This is a genomic window from Thermoanaerobacter brockii subsp. finnii Ako-1 (assembly GCF_000175295.2).
In the GTDB taxonomy this organism is placed as follows: Bacteria; Bacillota; Thermoanaerobacteria; order Thermoanaerobacterales; family Thermoanaerobacteraceae; genus Thermoanaerobacter; species Thermoanaerobacter pseudethanolicus.
In genome coordinates this window covers 1,442,413-1,463,917 of sequence record NC_014964.1, presented here as the reverse complement: position 1 = coordinate 1,463,917, position 21,505 = coordinate 1,442,413, and the positions used below count along the sequence as shown (strand labels likewise).

The 21,505-nt window shown below is 34.3% G+C and carries 22 protein-coding genes, 2 tRNA genes, 1 pseudogene and 1 riboswitch; of the genes and pseudogenes, 18 read left to right on the top strand and 7 right to left on the bottom strand.

Annotated features, from left to right (window positions below; genetic code table 11):
• Positions 1-33: 33 nt before the first annotated feature.
• The 9 genes from obgE to asnB all read left to right on the top strand — a co-directional run bounded on the left by obgE (position 34) and on the right by asnB (position 10,388).
• Positions 34-1,305 carry a GTPase ObgE gene (gene obgE / locus THEBR_RS07270; RefSeq protein WP_009052615.1) on the top strand — a complete coding sequence of 424 codons (1,272 nt, stop codon included), beginning with the start codon at positions 34-36 and terminating at the stop codon, positions 1,303-1,305.
• A 451-nt stretch (positions 1,306-1,756) separates the two neighbouring features.
• Positions 1,757-3,169 (top strand): group II intron reverse transcriptase/maturase, encoded by a 1,413-nt coding sequence (ltrA, locus tag THEBR_RS07265; protein WP_012269435.1) that lies wholly within the window; start codon positions 1,757-1,759, stop codon positions 3,167-3,169.
• Between the two features lie 176 nt (positions 3,170-3,345).
• Entirely contained in the window at positions 3,346-3,981 is a 636-nt protein-coding gene (gene nadD, locus THEBR_RS07260) for a nicotinate-nucleotide adenylyltransferase (protein ID WP_003868113.1), read from the top strand.
• The gene (yqeK, locus tag THEBR_RS07255) at positions 3,971-4,543 is read left to right on the top strand and encodes a bis(5'-nucleosyl)-tetraphosphatase (symmetrical) YqeK (protein ID WP_003868112.1); all 573 of its coding nucleotides are present in this window, start codon (positions 3,971-3,973) and stop codon (positions 4,541-4,543) included. The genes nadD and yqeK overlap by 11 nt, the downstream gene beginning before the upstream one ends.
• Before the next feature lie 65 nt (positions 4,544-4,608).
• Complete coding sequence (gene rsfS, locus THEBR_RS07250) at positions 4,609-4,962, top strand: ribosome silencing factor (RefSeq protein WP_003868111.1); 354 nt, start codon at positions 4,609-4,611, stop codon at positions 4,960-4,962.
• Between the two features lie 137 nt (positions 4,963-5,099).
• Positions 5,100-5,750 (top strand): helix-turn-helix transcriptional regulator, encoded by a 651-nt coding sequence (locus tag THEBR_RS07245; RefSeq protein WP_003868110.1) that lies wholly within the window; start codon positions 5,100-5,102, stop codon positions 5,748-5,750.
• 62 nt (positions 5,751-5,812) lie between these two features.
• A riboswitch (cyclic di-AMP (ydaO/yuaA leader) is annotated at positions 5,813-5,944 on the top strand.
• A gap of 101 nt (positions 5,945-6,045) precedes the next feature.
• A complete protein-coding gene (locus THEBR_RS07240; protein WP_012269434.1) occupies positions 6,046-7,146 on the top strand; it encodes an NAD/NADP-dependent octopine/nopaline dehydrogenase family protein in 1,101 nt (366 codons plus the stop codon).
• Positions 7,143-8,795, top strand: a complete 1,653-nt coding sequence (locus THEBR_RS07235) for a cobalamin-dependent protein (protein WP_012269433.1) — start codon at positions 7,143-7,145, stop codon at positions 8,793-8,795. The genes THEBR_RS07240 and THEBR_RS07235 overlap by 4 nt, the downstream gene beginning before the upstream one ends.
• 81 nt (positions 8,796-8,876) lie before the next feature.
• Complete coding sequence (gene asnB / locus THEBR_RS07230) at positions 8,877-10,388, top strand: asparagine synthase B (RefSeq protein ID WP_012269432.1); 1,512 nt, start codon at positions 8,877-8,879, stop codon at positions 10,386-10,388.
• Positions 10,389-10,416: 28 nt separating this feature from the next.
• Here asnB and THEBR_RS07225 read toward each other — a convergent pair whose 3' ends face one another.
• Positions 10,417-11,682 (bottom strand): D-alanyl-D-alanine carboxypeptidase family protein, encoded by a 1,266-nt coding sequence (locus tag THEBR_RS07225; RefSeq protein WP_009052611.1) that lies wholly within the window; start codon positions 11,680-11,682, stop codon positions 10,417-10,419.
• Between the two features lie 118 nt (positions 11,683-11,800).
• Here THEBR_RS07225 and THEBR_RS07220 point away from each other — a divergent pair, with 118 nt between their 5' ends.
• Complete coding sequence (locus THEBR_RS07220) at positions 11,801-12,406, top strand: helix-hairpin-helix domain-containing protein (RefSeq protein WP_012268770.1); 606 nt, start codon at positions 11,801-11,803, stop codon at positions 12,404-12,406.
• Positions 12,407-12,459: 53 nt separating this feature from the next.
• Here the strand turns inward: THEBR_RS07220 and THEBR_RS07215 are convergent, their stop codons facing one another.
• Positions 12,460-12,933 (bottom strand): phosphatidylglycerophosphatase A family protein, encoded by a 474-nt coding sequence (locus THEBR_RS07215; protein WP_012269431.1) that lies wholly within the window; start codon positions 12,931-12,933, stop codon positions 12,460-12,462.
• Between the two features lie 129 nt (positions 12,934-13,062).
• On the opposite strand from THEBR_RS07215, the gene gltX reads away from it, so the two are divergent.
• A complete protein-coding gene (gene gltX / locus THEBR_RS07210) occupies positions 13,063-14,502 on the top strand; it encodes a glutamate--tRNA ligase (RefSeq protein WP_012269430.1) in 1,440 nt (479 codons plus the stop codon).
• Between the two features lie 286 nt (positions 14,503-14,788).
• Here gltX and THEBR_RS07205 read toward each other — a convergent pair whose 3' ends face one another.
• The 3 genes from THEBR_RS07205 to THEBR_RS07195 form a co-directional block, all read right to left on the bottom strand.
• A complete protein-coding gene (locus THEBR_RS07205; RefSeq protein ID WP_009051793.1) occupies positions 14,789-15,589 on the bottom strand; it encodes an ExeA family protein in 801 nt (266 codons plus the stop codon).
• Between the two features lie 17 nt (positions 15,590-15,606).
• Entirely contained in the window at positions 15,607-16,932 is a 1,326-nt protein-coding gene (locus tag THEBR_RS07200) for an IS481 family transposase (RefSeq protein ID WP_012269105.1), read from the bottom strand.
• A 136-nt stretch (positions 16,933-17,068) separates the two neighbouring features.
• Positions 17,069-17,650, bottom strand: a complete 582-nt coding sequence (locus tag THEBR_RS07195) for a DUF6431 domain-containing protein (protein WP_003870792.1) — start codon at positions 17,648-17,650, stop codon at positions 17,069-17,071.
• A gap of 138 nt (positions 17,651-17,788) precedes the next feature.
• On the opposite strand from THEBR_RS07195, the pseudogene THEBR_RS07190 reads away from it, so the two are divergent.
• Positions 17,789-18,211, top strand: a pseudogene (locus THEBR_RS07190) (group II intron maturase-specific domain-containing protein); the annotation flags it as partial.
• A gap of 89 nt (positions 18,212-18,300) precedes the next feature.
• Here the strand turns inward: THEBR_RS07190 and THEBR_RS07185 are convergent.
• Together THEBR_RS07185 and THEBR_RS07180 are read right to left on the bottom strand one after the other, a co-directional pair.
• Positions 18,301-18,376 (bottom strand) — tRNA-Glu (locus THEBR_RS07185).
• A gap of 4 nt (positions 18,377-18,380) precedes the next feature.
• Positions 18,381-18,454 (bottom strand) — tRNA-Gln (locus THEBR_RS07180).
• Positions 18,455-18,623: 169 nt separating this feature from the next.
• Between THEBR_RS07180 and THEBR_RS07175 the strand changes: the two genes are divergently transcribed.
• From THEBR_RS07175 to THEBR_RS07155, 6 genes are all read left to right on the top strand, one after another.
• On the top strand, positions 18,624-18,794 hold the full coding sequence (locus THEBR_RS07175; protein ID WP_003868098.1) for a DUF362 domain-containing protein: 171 nt from the start codon (positions 18,624-18,626) through the stop codon (positions 18,792-18,794).
• A gap of 117 nt (positions 18,795-18,911) precedes the next feature.
• Entirely contained in the window at positions 18,912-19,787 is an 876-nt protein-coding gene (gene ilvE, locus THEBR_RS07170; protein ID WP_012269429.1) for a branched-chain-amino-acid transaminase, read from the top strand.
• A gap of 106 nt (positions 19,788-19,893) precedes the next feature.
• Complete coding sequence (locus THEBR_RS12400; RefSeq protein WP_369791827.1) at positions 19,894-20,076, top strand: alanine--tRNA ligase-related protein; 183 nt, start codon at positions 19,894-19,896, stop codon at positions 20,074-20,076.
• A gap of 264 nt (positions 20,077-20,340) precedes the next feature.
• Positions 20,341-20,559 carry a hypothetical protein gene (locus THEBR_RS07165; RefSeq protein ID WP_004405182.1) on the top strand — a complete coding sequence of 73 codons (219 nt, stop codon included), beginning with the start codon at positions 20,341-20,343 and terminating at the stop codon, positions 20,557-20,559.
• Positions 20,560-20,631: 72 nt separating this feature from the next.
• Positions 20,632-20,817, top strand: a complete 186-nt coding sequence (locus THEBR_RS07160; RefSeq protein ID WP_003868094.1) for an aspartyl-phosphate phosphatase Spo0E family protein — start codon at positions 20,632-20,634, stop codon at positions 20,815-20,817.
• Between the two features lie 115 nt (positions 20,818-20,932).
• The gene (locus tag THEBR_RS07155; protein WP_012269428.1) at positions 20,933-21,433 is read left to right on the top strand and encodes an ECF transporter S component; all 501 of its coding nucleotides are present in this window, start codon (positions 20,933-20,935) and stop codon (positions 21,431-21,433) included.
• Positions 21,434-21,505: the final 72 nt, after the last annotated feature.

The following is a 21,505-nucleotide window of genomic DNA, read 5'->3' as shown; positions in this document are numbered from 1 at the left end:
AGTATATACTATAAAATAAGGCAGGTGATAGAATTGTTTATAGACACAGCAAGGATATACATAAAAGCTGGAGACGGTGGAAATGGAATTATATCTTTTAGAAGGGAAAAATACGTTGCTTATGGTGGGCCGGACGGTGGCGACGGAGGAAAAGGTGGAGATGTTATATTTATAGCAGATCCTAATTTGTCTACTTTGTTAGATTTTAAATACAGGAAAAAGTACATTGCGCAAAATGGAGAAAATGGTAGAGGTAAAAATCAATATGGCAAAAACGGAGAAGATTTGTACATAAAAGTTCCTGTAGGAACCTTGATAATTAACGATGAAACAGGAGAAATTATAGCTGACCTTGTAAAACCTAATCAAAAAGCTATTGTTTTACGGGGAGGTAAGGGAGGAAGAGGAAATGCTAAATTTGCTACTCCTACTTTGAAGACTCCTCGTTTCGCTGAAAGCGGTGAAAAAGGCAAAGAAATGTGGGTACGGTTAGAGCTAAAACTTCTCGCTGATGTAGGATTAATAGGATTTCCTAATGCAGGGAAATCTACTCTTCTAGCCAGTTGCACAAGAGCAAAACCTAAAATTGCCAATTATCCTTTTACAACACTGACACCTAATTTGGGAGTTGTAGAACATAAAGGGAAATCCTTTGTAATGGCAGATATTCCAGGTTTAATTGAAGGGGCCCACAGAGGCGAAGGATTAGGACATGATTTTTTACGGCACATTGAAAGGACAAAAATGTTGATACACGTGGTGGATGTTTCCGCCAGTGAGGGGCGAGACCCTATAGAAGATTTTGAGAAGATAAATGAGGAGCTGAAACTTTACAGTGAAAGATTACTTACTTTGTCTCAAATTGTTGCAGCAAATAAAATTGATATACAAAGCGGTAAAGAAAATTTTCCTGCTTTTGAAAAAGAAATCAAAAAAAGAGGTTATGAGGTATATCCTATATCTGCTTTGACAAAAGTGGGAATTGACAAACTTTTGGACAAGACTATAGAAATTCTTTCTTCTATTCCGGTTGAGGAGATAAAGGAAGTGCCAGAAGTTATTGTTTATACACCTCCTGAAGAGGAAGAAACTCTCAATATAGAAGTAAAAGATAATACCTATTATCTTAGCGGTACAAAAATTGACAAACTTTTAAAAAGAGTAAATTTACAAGATGAACATTCTTTAAGGTACTTTGAAATGCTTCTTAGAAAGAGCGGGGTAATAGATGCTCTTAAGGAAAAGGGATTTAAAAGTGGTGATACAATAAATGTGAGAGATTTTGAATTTGAATACTATGAATAAAAGTGGAATTTGATTCCACTTTTTTATTTACGTGCGCCCGGCATGGGCGATAGCTAGGCGGTGAAAGTCCGCTGTGGGCTTGGTAGTGGGAACCACTAGCCAAAAGCAAGGGTGTCCATCGTGAGGTGGAATCTGAAGGAAGCTTAAGGCAAAATCTCGGTCTGATGAACAAGAACCAGATAAGAGGCTGAATTGGGATGGATGAGTTTGCGTAACAAAACGAAGTCCAACACTACCCGAATCCCATACAGTAAATCTGGCAGATATATGAGATGAAAGTTATCGTTCTTACCCGGGGAGGTCTCAAGGACAAGTCACTAAAGTGAACTCTGAAGTGACAACCCATACAGTGATGTATGGTTGAACCTTGAGAAGTCAGCAGAGGTCATAGTACTTATCTAGTCATGAATAGATAAGGAAGGGCCGAACGTTAGGAGGTTTTGGAAATCTTATGGACTCGAAAGATATGCAGAGACTGCAGACAACTCAACAAAGAGGCTATCCGTTGAATAGAGAAATGGAATTTCAAAAGACAACGGAAGTGCATAGTATATCATCGGCGTCAAAAGATAGAAGAAACGATGTACAAAGATATACCAGCAAGATGCTTGAAATGATAGTAGAACGAGGGAACATGGAAGCAGCATACAAGCGCGTTGTTGCAAATAAAGGAAGCCATGGAGTCGATGGGATGGAAGTAGATGAACTTCTACCGTATCTCAAAGAAAACTGGGCAACCATAAAACAACAACTGCTGGAGGGGAAATACAAACCACAACCAGTGCGAAGAGTAGAAATTTCCAAACCAGATGGAGGAGTAAGACTACTAGGAATACCTACAGCACTAGATAGGCTAATACAACAAGCAATAGCCCAAATACTAAATAGAGTCTACAACCATACATTTTCTGATAGCAGTTATGGATTTAGACCAGGACGCAGTGCAAAAGACGCAATAAAAGCCGCAGAAGCATATATAAATGAAGGATATACATGGGTTGTAGATATGGACTTAGAAAAGTTCTTTGACAGAGTAAACCACGACATAATAATGTCCAAACTAGAAAAGCGGATAGGAGACAAAAGAGTACTAAAGTTAATAAGAAGATACTTAGAATCAGGAGTAATGATAAACGGAGTCAAAGTATCAACAGAAGAAGGGACACCCCAAGGAGGGCCATTAAGTCCCCTATTAGCAAACATAATGTTGGACGAACTAGACAAAGAACTTGAGAAACGAGGGCATAAATTCTGCCGATATGCAGATGACTGCAACATATATGTAAAAAGCAGGTCTGCAGGAAACAGAGTAATGAAGAGCATAAAGAAATTCATAGAAAGCAAATTAAAACTAAAAGTCAACGAAGCAAAAAGTGCTGTAGATAGACCATGGAGAAGAAAATTTCTTGGATTTTCATTCTACACAAAAGAAAACGAAGTAAGAATAAGAATCCATGAAAAATCCATCAAAAGGTTTAAGGAAAAAGTAAGAGAAATAACCAATCGGAACAAGGGAATAAGCATGGAAAACAGAATAAAAAGACTAAATCAAATAACAACAGGATGGGTCAACTATTTTGGATTAGCAGACGCAAAAAGCATAATGAAAACCCTTGACGAATGGATAAGGCGAAGACTAAGGGCATGTATATGGAAACAATGGAAGAAGATAAAAACGAAGCATGATAACCTAGTAAAACTAGGAGTAGAAGAACAAAAAGCCTGGGAATACGCCAATACAAGGAAAGGCTACTGGAGAATATCCAATAGCCCAATCCTAAATAAGACTCTTACAAATAAATACTTTGAAAGCATAGGTTATAAGAGTTTATCCCAAAGATATCTAATTGTACACAATTCCTAATGAACCGCCGTATACCGAACGGTACGTACGGTGGTGTGAGAGGACGCTGAATAAAATAATTATTCAGCTCCTACTCGATTTTAATGAGGTCTCAGGGTAAGCTTGTGCAATTTACCTTTTTTAATGTATAATGTATAATAATAATATAAAAGAAATATAAATTGGGGGATAGTAACTTGGAAAGGGAGCTTAGACTTGGGATAATGGGAGGCACTTTTGACCCTATTCATTATGGTCATTTAGTTACTGCTGAAGCGGTAAGGTCTGAATTCAAATTGGACAAGGTGATTTTTGTTCCAGCAGGTAATCCGCCTCATAAAGTGAAGCGAAAGGTGACAGATAAAAAACATCGTTATTTAATGACTATACTTGCCACAATAACTAATCCTTTTTTTGAGGTATCGACGATTGAAATTGACAGGGAAGGGTATACTTATACTATTGATACTATCAAAGAGTTTAAAAAAATTTATGGGGAGAAAACTCAACTTTATTTTATAACAGGAGCGGATGCTGTTTTAGAGATTTTGACGTGGAAAAGTGCAGATGAGCTTTTAAAGATGTGTAATTTTGTTGCCGCAACTAGGCCAGGAGTAGAAGGCAATAGAATAGATGAAGAATTAAATAAAATTAGAAAACTTTATGGAAATGTCATTTACAAAGTGACTGTTCCTTCTTTGGCTATCTCCTCAACTGATATAAGGGAAAGAGTAGCAGGGGGACGACCTATAAAGTATTTGTTGCCGGAGTCTGTAGAAAGATATATTCAAAAATACGACTTGTACAAAAAGGATGAGGAAAATGGGGTATGACATAGAATTTTTAAAAAGCAAATTAAGAAGTTTGTTAGATGAAGAAAGGTATTTACACTCTATAGGTGTTATGGAAACCGCAATATACCTTGCTAAAAAATACGATGCTAATGTAGAAAAAGCGCAAGTTGCAGGTTTGTTGCACGATTGTGCAAAGGGCTATTCTGATGAGGAACTTTTAAAATTTGCTCAAAGATATGGAATTGAAGTAGATGAAGTTTTAAAACATGCGCCTTTTCTTTTACACGGTCCTGTAGGTGCACATTTGGTAGAAGAAATTTTTGGAATAAAAGACGAAGAAATAAAAAGAGCAATTGCTCTTCATACTACTGGGGATGTTAATATGACAATTTTAGATAAGATAATATTTTTGGCTGACTATATTGAACCTAATAGGAATTTTGAAGGGGTTGAAAAATTAAAACAATTGGCTGAGCAGGATGTGGATATGGCTGTATTAAAAGCTTTTGACAGCACTATTTGCTATGTAATAGAAAGAAAATTGCTTCTTTATGAAAAAACAATAAGAGCGAGAAATGATATTCTCTTAAAACTTTATTGAAGTAAATTGAAGTAAGTTAAAGAATAATATAAGCGGAAGAAAAATTATGATAGAGGGGTGATTTAGTGATAGAGTTAAAAGAGAAAGTATCAAAGATATATAATGTGTTAGAAGACAAAAAAGCCTTTGATATAAAGATTTTGTATATTGGGGATTTAACAACTATTGCTGATTATTTTATTATAGCTACGGGGAATTCAGATACCCATGTAAAAGCCTTGACTGACGAAGTTGAGAAAAAACTTTGGGAAGAAGGAATTTTTGTTCATCACATTGAGGGTTATGCAGCAGGCAAATGGGTTTTAATGGATTATGGTGATGTAATAGTTCATATTTTCCAACAAGAAGAGAGAAATTTTTATAATTTAGAAAGATTGTGGGCAGATGCAAAAGAAATACTGCTTGACAACCTTGTTTGAGGCATGTATAATAACGTTAATAAATTTTTTTATTAACGTCTTATCTCTTTGTGCAGATGGATTTTTATAGCCTATCAGTAATTTTTCATCACCTCATTGCATATATTTAAATTGTATGATTAGGGGGATTCAAGCCGATGAAGACGCATCCTATCTTGAAAAGCATAATCCCAGTACTAGAAGGTATAGCTAATACATTTGGCAAAAATTGCGAAGTGGCGTTGCATGACTTTTCTTCTCCACAAAATTCGATTATCGCAATTGTAAACGGGCATGTGACAGGAAGAGATGTAGGGAGCCCTTTGCCTGAAACTATATCGAAAGTATTGAAATCTGATAACGTTGAAAATTTAATAAACTATAAAAACAAAGGGAAAGATGGGAAAATTTTGAAGTCATCTGCTCTTTTTATAAAAGACGAAAATGGTAAGCCTGTTGGATGCCTTACCATCAATATTGATATCTCAGAATTTATAATGGTAAAAAATACTTTATCAGAGTTTTGCGATGTGGCGGATACCAACGAAGAGGCTCGAGAGGCTTATACAGGTAGTGTTAGCGATGTACTAGAAAGTATAGTAAACACAACATTGGAAAATTACGGAAAACCTGTTAATTTCATGTCAAAAGAAGAGAAGGTACAAGTGGTAAAGATGTTGGATGAAAAAGGGACTTTTTTGATAAGGGGCGCTGTGGATTACGTAGCAAAAATACTCTGTGTTTCCAGATATACTATATATAACTATTTGGATGAAATAAGGGTAGGAGAGGAGTTTGGGAAATATTAGTATGTTTTCCTTTACAACTTTTTGATTTTATGATATAATAAAAATAAATTGAAAATTGAATAAAATGCTAAACGCTGAATTCGTAAAGAAGCGGGGGAACCACTTTGGGGGTGAATCCATCTTTTGATAAGATGGTAGGGTTATCTTTCGACCCGAACCCGTCAGCTAACCTCGTAAGCGTTGAAAGAGGAGGATGATAGCAATGGTGTCTTTTTATGTCTTTTCAGACACCGAAGGCTAAAGCTATAGATTTCCCTCTATAGCTTTTTCATTTCTTTAAAAGGGGGTAGTAAAAATGAAACAACTCTCTTTTGCAGTAATTGGAGCTGGGAATGGGGGTCAAGCGATAGCGGGGCATCTCGCTTTAAAAGGCTATAAAGTTAATTTGTACAATAGAACCTATCAAAAATTACTTCCTATTATAGAAAAAGGTGGAATTGAATTAGAAGGAGAAGTAGAAGGGTTTGGCAAGTTAAATGTGATAACTGATGACATGGAGAAAGCTATTAAAGATGTTGATATAATTTTAGTTGTAGTTCCTGCTTCTGCCCATTATAAAATTGCCGAAGACATGCTGCTATATCTTAAGGATGGTCAAATAATTGTATTAAATCCTGGAAGAACTGGTGGTGCTTTAGAGTTTCATAATGTTATAAGAAAAAGAGAAGATTTAGATGTAGTTATTGCAGAAACAGATACTTTTATATATGCCTGCAGGTCTTCCATGGGAAAATCGAAAATATATAAGATAAAGGAAGTTGTGTCTGTTGCTGCAATACCTAAAGAAAAAACAGAAATAGTGGTGGAAACACTTAATACTGCCTTTCCTCAATTTATTCCGGCGCAAAACGTTCTTGAAACGAGTCTTAACAATTTTGGAGCTGTTTTTCATCCTACACCTACTCTTTTGAATGCAGCGAGAATAGAAACTACTAAAGGGAATTTTGAATATTATCGGGAAGGCATTTCTCCTTCTGTTGCAAAAATACTGGAAAAAATAGATAATGAGAGAATGATGGTGGCGAAAGCTCTAGGTGTAAATACTATTTCCGCTAAAAGATGGCTAAAAGAAAGTTATAATGCAGAAGGAGAAAATCTATATGAGGCAATTCAAAATACAAAAGCTTATGTGGGTTTGTTAGCTCCTCAAACATTAGATTGCCGTTATATATTTGAAGATGTTCCTATGAGTTTAGTGCCTATGTCTTCTATAGGGAAAGAGATAGGCATTAAGACCCCCACTATTGATGCTGTTATACATCTTGCTTCAGTTATGCACGGAAAAGATTATTGGAAAATTGGAAGAACAGCTGAAAAGCTTGGCATACAAGGTATGACAGTTGAAGAAATTATAGAATTGGTTGAAGGGAAAAGAAAGGAGGTAACGATAGCATGAAAAAGTTAATTGTAGCGGCAGCGATAGGTAATTGCGTCCATGTAGCAGGTGTGTATAACTTTTTGAGATTTGCAGAACAGCAAGGTTATGAGACTGTATTTTTAGGTCCTGCAGTTCCTATTAAAAAATTGATTGAAGCTGTTAAAGAACATAAGCCGGAGATTGTAGGAGTAAGCTTTAGACTGACTCCTTCAGCTCTTGAAAAACTTTTAGAAGAACTCAAGAGGGAAATAGAAGTAAATAATTTGCAACATATAAAATGGGTATTTGGAGGGACAGAGCCTACTGCAGAAGTAGCTCGTAAATCAGGAATATTTGCAGCAGTTTTTGATGGTAAAAATGGCGATGAAGCTACAATTAATTTCTTAAGAGGAGGAAGTTCAAACCATAGACAAAGAGTTTTTGCTGATACATTAATTGGAAGAATAGAAGATAAATATCCTTATCCTATAATAAGGCATCACTTTGGGCTTCCTTCATTGGAGGACACTATAGAAGGAGTTAAGAAGATAGCAGAAGCAGAAGTTTTAGATGTAATTTCTATAGCACCAGACCAAAATGCTCAAGAGCACTTCTTTGATAAAAAATATGACAAATCTTTGGACGGAGCAGGCGGTGTTCCTATAAGAAAGGAAGAAGACTTAATAAGAATATATGAGGCTTCAAGAAGAGGTAACTATCCTCTTCTCAGATGTTACAGTGGTACAAATGATGTTTTCAAGATGGCAGAGATGCTTCTAGAGACTATCCATAACGCTTGGGCAGCGATTCCCCTTTGCTGGTATAATGTATTGGACGGCAGAGGACCAAGGGATGTAAATACTTCCATAAGAGAAAATCAGCAGCTTATGAAATGGCACGCTGAAAAAGGAGTACCTGTAGAAGTAAACGAAGCACATCATTGGAGCTTGAGAGATGCTCACGACGTAATTGGAGTAACAATGGCTTATCTTGCAGCATATAATGCCAAAAAGATGGGAGTAAGAGACTATGTAGCTCAGTTTATGTTTAATGTACCTGCTTCTATTTCACCAAAAATGGATTTGGCAAAGATGTTAGCTAAGATAGAATTGATAGAAGAATTACAAGATGAAAATTTCAGAGTTATAAGGCAAGCAAGAGCGGGACTTGCAAGTTTTCCAACTGACCTTTTAGAAGCCAAGGGTCAGTTAGCTTCCAGTGCTTATCTCTCTATGGCTATAAGACCTCATATATATCACGTAGTGGGATATTGTGAAGCTCATCATGCTGCAACGCCAGAAGATATAATTGAAAGCGTTAAAATAGTAAAAGCCGTGATAAAAAATTCTATGTTTGGAATGCCTGATTTGACTCAAGATAAAGAAGTAATTCAAAGAAAAGAACAGTTAAAGAAAGAGACAAGGATTTTATTGGAAGCGATAAAGAACTTGGCACCTCATAGCCCTGATCCACTGGCAGATCCAGATGTGCTGGCATTAGCAATAAAAATAGGTCTATTGGATGCACCTCATCTTAAAGGTAACAAATATGCTAAAGGAGTACTACAAACAAAAGTGATAGATGGAGCATGTTACGCTTATGACTATGAAAAACAAAGAATAATACCTGAAGAAGAAAGGGTAGAAAAGATTTTACGTGAATATGAAAAATCAGCTATAGAAGTATAAAAACTTAGGAACGTAAGATCTTTTCTTACGTTCCTTATTCAATTTCTTTAAATATATCTGAAGGGGAGGAATGATAGTCAAATGTGCGGATTGGCAGGAATTATAGGAACTGGTGATAAGAGCAAAGTACAAAGGATGCTTGATAAAATACGACATCGTGGCCCGGATGAGTCAGGTATTTTTGCAGATGAAAATATTACATTAGGCCATAATAGGTTGACGATAATTGACCTTTATCATGGACGCCAACCTATAAAAAACGAAGATGGCAGGTATTGGCTTATTTATAATGGAGAAATTTACAATTACCAATTATTGCGTAAAGAGTTAAAAAACCATATTTTTTCCACAGATACTGATAGCGAAGTAATAATTCATTTGTATGAAGAACTAGGTAAAAATTGTGTTAACTATATTGATGGAATGTTTGCTTTAGTTATTTATGACTCTAAAAAAAAGACCATATTTATTGCTCGCGATCCGTTAGGAATAAAGCCATTGTATTATGGTAAAACAAAAGAAGGTTATTTTGCCTTTGCTTCGGAGATTAAAGCACTTCAGGAAGTAACTGATGATATAAATGAATTTCCTAATGGATATATTTATACAACTGAAAACGGATTTGAGAGATATTATTCAATTCCACAGGATCCGATGCATTTTGCAGATGTTGATAATATTATTAATGGATTAAGGCTTAGATTAGAGGATTCAGTAAGAAAAAGGTTGATTGCTGATGTGCCTGTTGGAGTATTTTTAAGTGGCGGATTGGATAGCAGCCTTATAGCAGCAATAGCAGCAAAATACAAAAATCCCCTTCACTCATTTGCAGTAGGTGTCGAAGGAAGTAATGACTTAAAGAATGCAAGAGTTGTTGCTGATTATGTAGGTACGATTCACCATGAATTTATTTATACAGAGGAGGACATAAAAAAAGTTTTACCCAAAGTTATATATCATCTTGAATCCTGTGATCCAGCCTTAGTCAGAAGTGCTGTTGCAACATATTTTGTATCAAAACTTGCAAGCAATTACGTAAAGGTTATTCTTTCGGGAGAAGGTGCTGATGAGTTATTTAGTGGATACCATTACCTCAAAAATTATACAAATCCTTGGAAATTACAATCTGAATTAAAATATATAACTCGAAATTTGCATAATACAAATCTTCAAAGAGTTGACAGAATGACAATGGCACATTCCATTGAGGGACGTGTACCGTTTTTAGATATAGAAGTGTTACGGTACGCATTTAAAATAACACCGTCATTTAAAATTAACGGCCGAGAAAAAACCGAAAAGTGGATACTTAGAAAGCTTGCAGAAAATTATTTACCAGAATCAATTGTATGGAGAAGAAAAGAAAAATTTGCAATAGGAACTGGTACATCTGAAATATTAAATAAAATAGCCGAATCAGAAATTAGTGATGCAGAGTATATAAAAAATAGATTCCTACCTAACGGTTTTGAAATAAAGTCTAAAGAAGAGTTGTATTATTTTAAAATTTTAAAAAGATTTTTTAATGTTGATTCTTTTATAAAGGACATGGGAAGAAGTAGAAGCCTCAATGACAACCAAATATATGCATAAAAAGAGGGCATTCTGCCCTCTTTTTAAATCAATATTTTGAGAAGATATATTTTTTTCTATTTCTAATTTTCCGTCTTCTCCAAAGGATAAAAGCTATTCCTAAAATTGTTGTTCCAGCAATAAATTTTACGGGGTTAGTATACATTGTATTTTTTACACCAGAAGATTGTACCTCCGTATAATAGTTTCCCCAAAAGTTTTTATAAACAGATTCGGCTGCAATGAGAGGATTTGTACCAATTTCGTTGCCATCTAAAGTATATTTGATGTACCCTAACACATCTCCTTTATTTATTGGCGTTTTGATATCCTTATTTAGAATTATTTGGGTCTCTATAGAATTTTCTTGACCTTTAGGAACTTCGTAGTAAAAGTCTTCTTTTGCAATAAGAGGAAGTTTAAAGTGGGACTTTCCTAAGTCGATATATGTTATTGTTTCACCCTTTTCTGTTTTTTTCACTAAACTAAAGTTTTGAAACCCGTAGTCCAAAAGTTTTATAGTATCTGTCCAGATATTTGTTCCTTGGTCTCCCATTATGACGGATATAAGTCTGCGACCATCTCTTGTTGCAGAAGCTGCTAAAACTTGACCAGCTGCAACCGTGTATCCTGTTTTTACTCCATCAGCTCCTTCATAGCGAAAACTTGAAGGTTTGATTAAGCGATTGCTTAACCATAGGTCTCTTACTTTATCAAACTTATTAGTAGGAGGAATTTGATAATGTATTGTAGTTACTATTTTTCTAAATTCTGGATTTTGCATTGCATACCTTGCTATTAATGCCATATCATAAGGGGTGGAATAATGATTGTCATCAGGAAGACCATTTGGATTTACAAAATGGCTATCATAAGCTCCAATTTCTTTAGCTTTTTCATTCATCATTTTAGCAAAGTTTTCTACGCTTCCACCAATGTGTTCAGCAATTGCTATTGCTGCATCATTGGCAGATTGTAACATAATCGCATAAAGTAATTGTTCTAACGTAAGTTGCTCACCAGGAGAAAGAAATATGGAATTTCCATCTATTTTTGTAACATTATTGCTAGCAGTTACAATATCGTTTAAGTTTCCCTTTTCTATAGCAATAATTGCAGTAAGAATTTTAGTTGTGCTTGCGGGGTACATTCTTTTGTGCATATTTTTGTCATACAATACTTGACCTGTTGTAAAATCCATTAAAACTGCAGTTGGGCCTACAATTTCAGGTGGTGGTGGCACATTAGCGTATACAGGAGTTATTTGCACTACCAAAATAAATAGTGTGAGCAAAGAAGCTATTATCTTTTTCATTTTTATGCCTCCAATTTATGCTGATACTTAAAGTATAACAAAAAAACGCGAAAAATAAAAAGGAATTTTTTGATTTATGTAGAAATAAATAAAGGAGCTTGTAAAAAGAGGTGATAGCATGACTTATTTTTCAAAGAGACAACAGTATGCCATAGTTGTTTTATTATCCTTTATCTTATTGTTTTCAGGGTATGTAATTTATAAAAATTACAAATTAAAAAATGATTTTGTTATTAGTACAAATGCTGATGATATATCAGAAGAGGTAAATAATAGTATTGAAGAGAATAAAAAAGAACCTTCGGAAATAAAAGTTTATGTGACGGGCCTAGTTAAAAATCCAGGAGTTTATCTTATGGAAGAAGGAGAAAGAGTAATAGATGCTATAAATAAAGCTGGGGGTCCATTGGAAGAGGCAGACCTTACCAATATCAATCTTGCGCAAAAAGTTAAAGATGAGCAGATGATAAAAGTGCCTAAAAAAGGTGAGGAAGCGATGGTTTCATTTTCTGATACTACAGCAAAAGATAAAAAAATAAATATAAACACAGCTACAAGAGAGGAATTACAGACATTGCCAGGGATAGGTCCTGTAACGGCTGAAAGAATAATAGAATTTAGAGAAAGCAAAGGACCTTTTAAAAAAATAGAGGATATAGTGAATGTTTCTAGAATAGGGCCTAAGATGTTTGAACAGATAAAGGATAAAATTACAGTTGATTAAGTATTTGTTAAATAGTTCCACATAGAACAAAAAATGTTACAGTTAAACACGTATCATGAATCTTTCTTTTTGGAATGAGCAATTCTAGCACATGCCGCGGCGATTATTGCAGCTACTAAATCATCAATAAAAGTATTACACTTTTTTTGTTTATCTTCATTAAGTTTTCCTATTATGCCGGGTTTTACTTTATCAAGATATCCAAAATTAGTAAGACCTATAGAACCATAAACATTTGTTATACTAAGGGCCAAAATTTCGTCAATGCCGTATAAAGGTTCATCTCTTTTTAAAATCGACAAAAGAGGTTCTTCTAGCAGGTCTTTTTCTGCTAATTTGTCTAAAGCGATTCCTGTCAAGATTGCATTTTGAACTTCTCTTTTCTCAAGTACATGATGTAAATTTTCTATGCATTCCTCTATTGTTAAATCATCATAATACTTTTTTTGCAAGTCTAATACTAATATTGCCATATCTCCTAAAATAACTCCTCTTTCTTTTAAAAGGTTTATAACAATATCTTTCATTTTAACAGCTCCTTTTTTAAGTTTATAGTATGATTATACCACAAATTTTTGATGAAATACTTCTTTGTTGAAAAAACACTTCAATTAAAGTATAATCAAAATAGTTTAAACTTATGAAGAGGTGATAAGATGAGTGAAGTGAGAGTAAGATTTGCCCCAAGTCCTACAGGGAGTTTACATATAGGTGGTGCCAGGACTGCTCTTTTTAATTGGCTTTTTGCAAGGCACAATGGAGGAAAATTTATTTTAAGGGTGGATGACACTGACCTACAAAGGTCGACAGAAGAATCTATGAAAGGGATACTTGAAGGACTGAAGTGGTTAGGTATTGATTGGGATGAAGGACCTATTTACCAATCGCAAAGGTTAGAAGAATATAGAAAATTCGCAAATAAATTATTAAAGGAAGGAAAGGCTTACTACTGTTTTTGCACAAAAGAAGAGTTAGAGGAAATGAGAAAACAGGCAGAAAAAGAAGGTAGGCCTCCAATGTATACGGGAAAATGTAGAAATTTGACCAAAGAGCAAATAGAGGAGTATTTAAGGCAAGGGAAAAAACCTGTAATAAGATTAAAAGTGCCTCAACAAGGGAAGACAGTGGTTCACGACATAATAAGAGGGGATGTAGAGTTTGATAATTCCACCTTTGATGACTTTATAATTATGAAATCAGACAATATGCCTACTTATAATTTTGCTACTGTGGTAGATGATTACCAAATGGGGATAACACATGTTATACGGGCAGAGGAACATTTGTCAAATACCCCAAAGCAAATACTAATTTTTGAAGCTTTAGGCTTAGAAATTCCTCAATTTGCCCATGTGTCTATGGTTTTAGCCCCTGATAGAAGTAAACTTAGTAAAAGACATGGAGCGACTTCTGTGCAGGAGTTTAGAGACCAAGGATATCTTCCTGAAGCAATTGTAAATTATATAACCTTGCTGGGATGGATTCCAAAAGATGGGGAAGAAATTTTTGATGTGTCAAAAAGCAAAAAAGAATTTACTTTAGAAAGGGTATCAAAAAATCCAGCTATTTACGATGTACAAAAGCTGACGTGGATAAACGGCCATTACATAAGGAATTATGATTTAGATAAATTAACTGAAGTAGTCATTCCATTTTTGAAAGCTAAAAACTTTATTGGGGAAGATTTCGATTATGATTATATCAAAAAAATAGTAAGTGTAGTAAGAGAAAGGGAAAAAACTCTTGTGGATGTAGCTGATGCCATGAGCTATTATTTTACAGAAGTTTACGAATATGAGGAAAAAGGAGTTAAAAAGTATTTTACTAAAGAAAAAGTTGTGGATATCCTAAAAAAAGCAGTAGTGACTTTAAAAGAAGTCGAGCCTTTTAATAAATTTACAACTGAGGAAGCGTATCGCAAACTTGTGGAGGAATTACAAATATCCAGTGGTGAACTTTTCCATCCCACGAGATTAGCTATTTCAGGTAGAACTTTTGGTCCAGGACTATTTGACATAATGGAACTTTTGGGAAAAGAAAGAACTATAGAGAGAATTGAAAAAGCCATAGATTTTATTCAAAAGATGAGGAAATAACAAAAATATTGACATAGTGTATAATTTTTACTACTATAGACAATAGTATTACCCTTATAAGGGTGATACTATTATGTCAATTCTCAAATTAAATCTCCAAAGATTTTCAAATTATAATGGCATTTTTTAAGTGCATAAAAGTATTTTTTCTCAAATTATCACAGCCTGATTAAAAATTTTTTTCACTTTTTAAGAGCATAACCGCCAAAATATGTTAATATCTGTTATTGGCAATTTGGGTTAATTGAAGTATAATAAAAAATGAGAGTAGCGAAAGCTACTACTCTCATAAACTGATTTCATTTTGTGCCTGGTATATTACTTCTTCATCTATTTCTCTTAGCCTTTTAGAATACGCATAGAGAAGAGAAGCCGTTACCAGGTTATTTATTATCCTTGGCAGCCCTTTTGTTAGAGAATATATTGCTTCATATGCCGATGGTGTAAATATATCATCCATCACTCCAGCTATTTTCATTCTTGTTTTTATATAATCTTGAATTTCTTCTTTTTTTAGCCCTTGCATTACATACTTTATAGAAATTCTTTGCCTTAGTGCACTGTTTACATTCAAGGCTAGTTTGTTTCTTATGTGTGGTTGTCCTGAAAGTATCAATATATACGGGTTTTGAGAATCCATATTAAAGTTAAATATTATTCTCAAATCTTCAAGAACATCATTAGAAACCAGTTGTATTTCATCTAATATTATGACAGGAGTTATCTTCTGGCTGTAATAAAGTTCTGTTATCGCTCTTTGTATCTGGTGAAAGAGCGTTACTTTTTTGTATGAGGGGGTTTCGCCTAAAATCATAGCCAATGCTTGATAGAATTCTCTCACTGTGAGTGTAGAAAGGGCAAAGTAACATGGTTTAAATGTAGAACGATTGAGGCTTTCAGCATATTTTCTTAATGCGGTAGATTTGCCTGAACCCGCCTCCCCAACGACAAGTCCTATACCCCTTGTTTCTTGTAAATATTTTAGCCTGGCATTTAATTCAGCAATGTCTTCACTTATGTAAAGGTCGTTTACACTTATCTCTTTAGAAAATGGATTAAATTTCATTCCAAAATATTGGGTAAACATTGTAAACACCTCTTTTTTTAATCAATGATATCATTAAAGGATATTACTGGGGAATTAGGTTTTGCCGCAAAATCCACAGTATCTTCATTTTCGCTTACAACCTTTCTGTCTTCGATATATTCTACAGGAATTTTAGCATTATCATGAAAATTTACCTTATACGCTTCCCCTACTTTTTTGCCTTCATGAAAAAGTAAAAGGGGTGTATTATCCTTAAGCCACTGCGGGTCATATCTGACTTCTAAGCGCATACCTTTAAACTTTTCTTCTGTTTCGTAAAGTATATTTTCCACTTTAAGTGTGGCATCTTTGTTTACTTTACGATTTACTCTTATGAGAAAACATTCATTCAACATATCTATGTCACCACACATATTTACCCTTGATATTTGAGACATGAAAAAATCTAAAGGACTCATGCCAATACTGCTATGTTCTTTTCGGTTGTAATCCTCCTCCAGCCATTTAAAAAACATCATATTGAGCTCATCTATACTCTTTATGGATGTAGGATCTATTGTGCTTAAAAATCTCATTCTCACCGTATGAAAGAATCTTTCTATTTTCCCTTTTGAATGAGGTGAAAAGGGCTCAGCATGAATAAGAGATGTACCTAATGATGCACATATATATTCAAATTGAGTGCTTCTATATATCTTTCCATTGTCAGTGTAGAGCATTTTGGGTATTCCCCTTCTTAGCACTGCTTCTTTAAATGAGTCTCTTAAAGCTAAAAAATTCTGGGTATAGTAAAAGCGAGCATAGGTACACAGCCTGGAAGCATCATCTATATATGCAATAAGGTACGTTTGCCTTTTTGTTTTACCTTCTTTAATATATGGCCCATACATGACATCAGTCTGCCACAGTTCATTGATGAATTCATGGGAAAATCTCTTTGTTTTACCCTCTTTTTCTTTATCTAAAGATTTTACAGGAATGTTTTTCAAAAACCTATAGAATGTCGAAAGGGATACTTTATCCGGTGAGATTATTCCTTCTCCTATCAATGTCTCATAAAGAAGTTTGTTTGGCATTTCAGGATGTTCAAGCTTTTTTTGCTTTATTTTCTCTGAAAGTTCAAAGTTTATCTTTCTGTATTTGCCTCTGTCGCTTCGATAACCCGGCTTTAACGCTTCTATACCGCCTCTTAAATACTGATATAGCCACCCTCTAAGTGTCTTGGGAGTATATCTTCTCATTCCAAGATAAGGTATCTCAATAGGTTTATCGGAAAGAGCATCAAAATATTCTTTCTGATTTTTTACCTGTCCGTTTAGCACCGGACTTATCAGTGAAAATCTCTTTAATGCTATAGCTTCTCTCGCTTTTTCATCAAGCATTTATATGTTCCCCCTTCACTTTTTTGATTTCTTAATCGTAATTTTAGCTCATACCTGGGGGACATTAAAGGAAAAAGTTATGTTGCTAAGAAAAAATCAAAATTTTTATTTAAATCTTTCGGATTTAATGCTAAAATTATGTGAGAGAGGCCAGAAATGATTTTTGGCAATGAGCATAAAACCGTTGGGAGAAGAGTGGTACAATGCTTATTATGTCCAAAATCTCTCTGGCCCTCTCTCTTTGTGAGTCAGTCTCAGATAACTTTATGTAAGGGTCTATTTGCCTTAATCCGTATATGATAAAACTTAAATTATTCATTATCCTTTTGGTGTAAAAATATATATGCTGTCTTGAAAATAGTATGGTGGGAAAGTTTCTTTTTAAGTCACTTATGAAAGAACTGAGAGTTTTTTCTCTTGTAAGTGTCTCTTTTAAAGACTTTACAATCATATTGAAAGAATACTGAAAATGGGGAAGACAGAAATCAGGAAGGTAGGAAAGAGTTCTTTTACACACAGGACATATATATCTTCTTATGGCTATTTTTATACAGTTAGGTCCATCTAAATAGTAACGGTAATAAAACCCGTGCTTTTTTAGTTTTACTCTACACTTGCAATCGGGATAAGGACATCTATCTGGTGGGTCAGGAAAATTGTAATCTTTACCTTTATGTAAATATTCTTCAATGTTATCAACATGGAAAATTATTTGCATAAGTAACCTCTCCAATTAAAATTAATGCTAAAGGAATCTGAAAAAAATTTATCAAATTCCTTTAGCATTAATTTTATCACAAGATTATTTAATCTGAAAAATTTTATCGGTTTTGGGCTAAATTAATTTGAGAAATGACAAATAAGAATCCATGAAAAATCCATCAAAAGGTTTAAGGAAAAAGTAAGAGAAATAACCAATCGGAACAAGGGAATAAGCATGGAAAACAGAATAAAAAGACTAAATCAAATAACAACAGGATGGGTCAACTATTTTGGATTAGCAGACGCGAAAAGCATAATGAAAACCCTTGACGAATGGATAAGGCGAAGACTAAGGGCATGTATATGGAAACAATGGAAGAAGATAAAAACGAAGCATGATAACTTAGTAAAACTAGGAGTAGAAGAACAAAAAGCCTGGGAATACGCCAATACAAGGAAAGGCTACTGGAGAATATCCAATAGCCCAATCCTAAATAAGACTCTTACAAATAAATACTTTGAAAGCATAGGTTATAAGAGTTTATCCCAAAGATATCTAATTGTACACAATTCCTAATGAACCGCCGTATACCGAACGGTACGTACGGTGGTGTGAGAGGACGCTGAATAAAATAATTATTCAGCTCCTACTCGATATTTTTATATTGGTAGCCCCAAGGGGACTCGAACCCCTGTCTTCGCCGTGAGAGGGCGATGTCCTAGGCCGCTAGACGATGGGGCCAAAATGGCTGCCGAACTAGGACTCGAACCTAGACTAGATGATCCAGAGTCACCTGTGCTACCATTACACCATTCGGCAGCGCCTCGACGAAAGTAATTATAGCATAGGTTTTATCTTTTGACAAGACCCTTTTAGTTTTTAAAAAATTTGCTAAATTCCAAAAATTAAATTTGCTTATTTACAATTGCATGTAAATGATTTATAATTTTTGAGGAACTACATACTGTATACAGGGAGGGGGAAAATAATGGCACATTACATTACTGATGAATGTATAAGCTGTGGAGCTTGTACTGCAGAATGCCCGGTAGATGCTATTCACGAAGGTGATGGAAAATACGAGATTGACCCTGATACTTGCATTGACTGTGGTGCTTGTGAAGCTGTGTGCCCAACAGGTGCTATAAAAGCTGAATGATTTAAAAACAAAAAGCCTCATTTTGGGGCTTTTTGTTTTTTATATTACATTGACTAAACTCTTTTAAAGTGATAAAATTTTGCTAAATTAATTTGAAGTAAAGGAGGAGTCATAAGTATGGGGTTAGTATATGTGAATGGAGAATTTGTAGACAGTGAGAAAGCTTCAGTCTCGGTTTTTGACCATGGCTATCTTTATGGGGACGGTATTTTTGAGGGCATAAGGGCTTATGATGGAGTTATATTCAAACTTGATGAGCACTTAAAAAGACTTTATAGTATGGCAAAAGCCCTTCTTCTCGACATTCCTATGACGATGGAAGAGATGAAAGAAAAAGTTGTGGAAACGGTAAGAGTTAATAATTTAAGGGATGCCTATATAAGGCTTGTAGTGTCAAGAGGAAAAGGTGATTTAGGCCTTGACCCATATAAATGTCCTAAACCCACAGTCGTAATAATAGCTGATAAGATTACTTTATATCCTGAATCTATGTATCAAAACGGTTTAAAAATTATTACCTCTACTTATAGAAGAAATTCTATTCAGGCTTTAGATCCCCAGATAAAGTCATTAAATTATTTAAATAATATTCTTGCAAAAATTGAAGCAGTAAAAGCTGGGTATCCTGAAGCTCTTATACTAAACCAAGAAGGATATGTGGCTGAATGTACTGGTGACAATATTTTTATAGTTTCAAATGGCACCTTGTATTCTCCTCCTTCGGCAGTAGGAGCATTAGGAGGAATTACAAGGGCTACTGTAATTGATATAGCAAAGCAATTAGGAATCCCTTTTGAAGAAAGGTATTTTTCCTTGTTTAACGTGTATACTGCAGATGAATGTTTCTTGACAGGTACAGCTGCTGAAGCAATACCAGTGGTAGAAGTAGATCATAGGGTAATAGGAGATGGAAAACCTGGTCCCATAACGAAAAAGATAATAGAAGAGTTTAGAAAACTTACTACTGCTTTAGGAACAAAGGTTTATGAATAAGAATTGCATGGATGACTTCCATGCAATTTCTTATAAAGAAGGGATGATTTTTATGACTGAAAAGCTTTTTTATGAAAATAACTATGTTACCTAGTTTGATGCCAACATCATAGATAAAAGGAAAACCCACGATAAATGGGAGTTAGTGTTAGATAAAACTTATTTCTATCCTGAAAGTGGTAGACAACCGAGTGATACAGGGATAATTGATGGCTTTAAAGTTTACAAAGTATATGAGGAAAATGATGTAATATACCATGTAGTAGATAAATGTGTCAAAATTACTTGAAGAGAATAAAGAGGTTAAAAAAGAAGTTAATATTTTGAAAGAAAACAGAGGTATTAAGGGTTTTTGACGGAAAAGGCGGAGGAAACGCTTATATGTGTCAAGGCGGAGTCTCCCCAGACAGATTAGAATTAGCAATGGACAAGGCGTTGAGTATTGTTATAGACGAAATAAATAAGAGATAAAAATTTTTAAAATTTTAGCAGGAAATTTATAACATATATAGAATATATTATAATAAATATTTAAAATGGGGAGAGTAGGGAGATGGGTGTAGTAAAAAAAGTAGATGAAGAATTAAAACGAAGCATGGAGAGTATTAAGGAAAAAATAAAAAGTGACGATATCTTGAATAGGATACTAACTAATGAAGCTGGACAGGTAAATGAGGGAGAAAATGATTGGAAAGTAGAGTGTGGACGAGAAATTGTAGAAATTTATAAGAAATTGGTTAATATAGTAGATAAATTAAGGGTTGTTTCTTAATAAAGCCTATTGTAATTTTTGTATTATGATGGTAAAATTGTATATACGAACTTTTAAAAAGGGGTAAACAAAATGAAAAGTAATGAAGCATTAGAAAGACAGATAAGTGTTTTGAGGAAAGAACTGGATAACCTCGTTACTAAGGAAGAGATTGACTATGAAAAAGTGCTTGATATAAGTCGTAAACTGGATGATTTGATTGTTTCATATATAATCAACAAAAAAGATAGGTATTCCACAGTTGGAAACTATATCTAAAGCCTTTTAAGAAACAAGGGCTTTTCTTTTTTTGTTATTATATTGCTATGATTGCACCATTACAATTGTATGTTATAATATAACTATCCTACATACATTTATTGGAGGTGGAAATATGGAACAAAACAATGTTAAAAAAGTAGTATATGGGGCTTTTATGATGGCATTGGTTACTATTGGTACTATGGTAATTCAGATACCCACTCCGGCTACAAAAGGCTATATAAACGTAGGCGATTCTTTTATATTCTTAAGTTCTGCTTTATTTGGTCCTACAATGGGATTTGTAACTGGAGGCATTGGTTCTGCTCTTGCGGACTTATTATCAGGTTATGCATATTGGTCGCCATGGACCTTTATAATTAAAGGGATAGAAGGGTTGATTGTTGGACTTATGTATAAAAAATATACTAAGGAATATTTAAAAGTTGTATCTCTTATAATAGGAGCTTTATGGATGGTGTTAGGATACTATATAGCAGGAGGAATCATGTACGGTTTTAAAACTTCATTAGTTGATGTGCCAAGTAATTTAGTGCAAGGTTTTGCAAGTATAATAATAGGGTATATTTTGATACGTTTGATATCTCGATTGGAACTATTTAACAAAGTGTAGCAGGGTTTTTTAAACCTTGCTTTTTTTTATGTAAAAATATATCATTATATAGGAAAGAGAAATTGAGGTGAT

Bases quoted from the DNA above. Each gene is read 5' to 3' on its own strand.
- ltrA (WP_012269435.1), top strand. From the start codon at position 1,757: ATGGACTCGAAAGATATGCAGAGACTGCAGACAACTCAACAAAGAGGC.
- yqeK (WP_003868112.1), top strand. From the start codon at position 3,971: ATGGGGTATGACATAGAATTTTTAAAAAGCAAATTAAGAAGTTTGTTA.
- THEBR_RS07245 (WP_003868110.1), top strand. From the start codon at position 5,100: ATGAAGACGCATCCTATCTTGAAAAGCATAATCCCAGTACTAGAAGGT.
- THEBR_RS07240 (WP_012269434.1), top strand. From the start codon at position 6,046: ATGAAACAACTCTCTTTTGCAGTAATTGGAGCTGGGAATGGGGGTCAA.
- THEBR_RS07235 (WP_012269433.1), top strand. From the start codon at position 7,143: ATGAAAAAGTTAATTGTAGCGGCAGCGATAGGTAATTGCGTCCATGTA.
- asnB (WP_012269432.1), top strand. From the start codon at position 8,877: ATGTGCGGATTGGCAGGAATTATAGGAACTGGTGATAAGAGCAAAGTA.
- THEBR_RS07225 (WP_009052611.1), bottom strand. From the start codon at position 11,682: ATGAAAAAGATAATAGCTTCTTTGCTCACACTATTTATTTTGGTAGTG.
- THEBR_RS07220 (WP_012268770.1), top strand. From the start codon at position 11,801: ATGACTTATTTTTCAAAGAGACAACAGTATGCCATAGTTGTTTTATTA.
- THEBR_RS07215 (WP_012269431.1), bottom strand. From the start codon at position 12,933: ATGAAAGATATTGTTATAAACCTTTTAAAAGAAAGAGGAGTTATTTTA.
- gltX (WP_012269430.1), top strand. From the start codon at position 13,063: ATGAGTGAAGTGAGAGTAAGATTTGCCCCAAGTCCTACAGGGAGTTTA.
- THEBR_RS07205 (WP_009051793.1), bottom strand. From the start codon at position 15,589: ATGTTTACCCAATATTTTGGAATGAAATTTAATCCATTTTCTAAAGAG.
- THEBR_RS07200 (WP_012269105.1), bottom strand. From the start codon at position 16,932: ATGCTTGATGAAAAAGCGAGAGAAGCTATAGCATTAAAGAGATTTTCA.
- THEBR_RS07195 (WP_003870792.1), bottom strand. From the start codon at position 17,650: ATGCAAATAATTTTCCATGTTGATAACATTGAAGAATATTTACATAAA.
- THEBR_RS07175 (WP_003868098.1), top strand. From the start codon at position 18,624: ATGGCACATTACATTACTGATGAATGTATAAGCTGTGGAGCTTGTACT.
- ilvE (WP_012269429.1), top strand. From the start codon at position 18,912: ATGGGGTTAGTATATGTGAATGGAGAATTTGTAGACAGTGAGAAAGCT.
- THEBR_RS07165 (WP_004405182.1), top strand. From the start codon at position 20,341: ATGGGTGTAGTAAAAAAAGTAGATGAAGAATTAAAACGAAGCATGGAG.
- THEBR_RS07160 (WP_003868094.1), top strand. From the start codon at position 20,632: ATGAAAAGTAATGAAGCATTAGAAAGACAGATAAGTGTTTTGAGGAAA.
- THEBR_RS07155 (WP_012269428.1), top strand. From the start codon at position 20,933: ATGGAACAAAACAATGTTAAAAAAGTAGTATATGGGGCTTTTATGATG.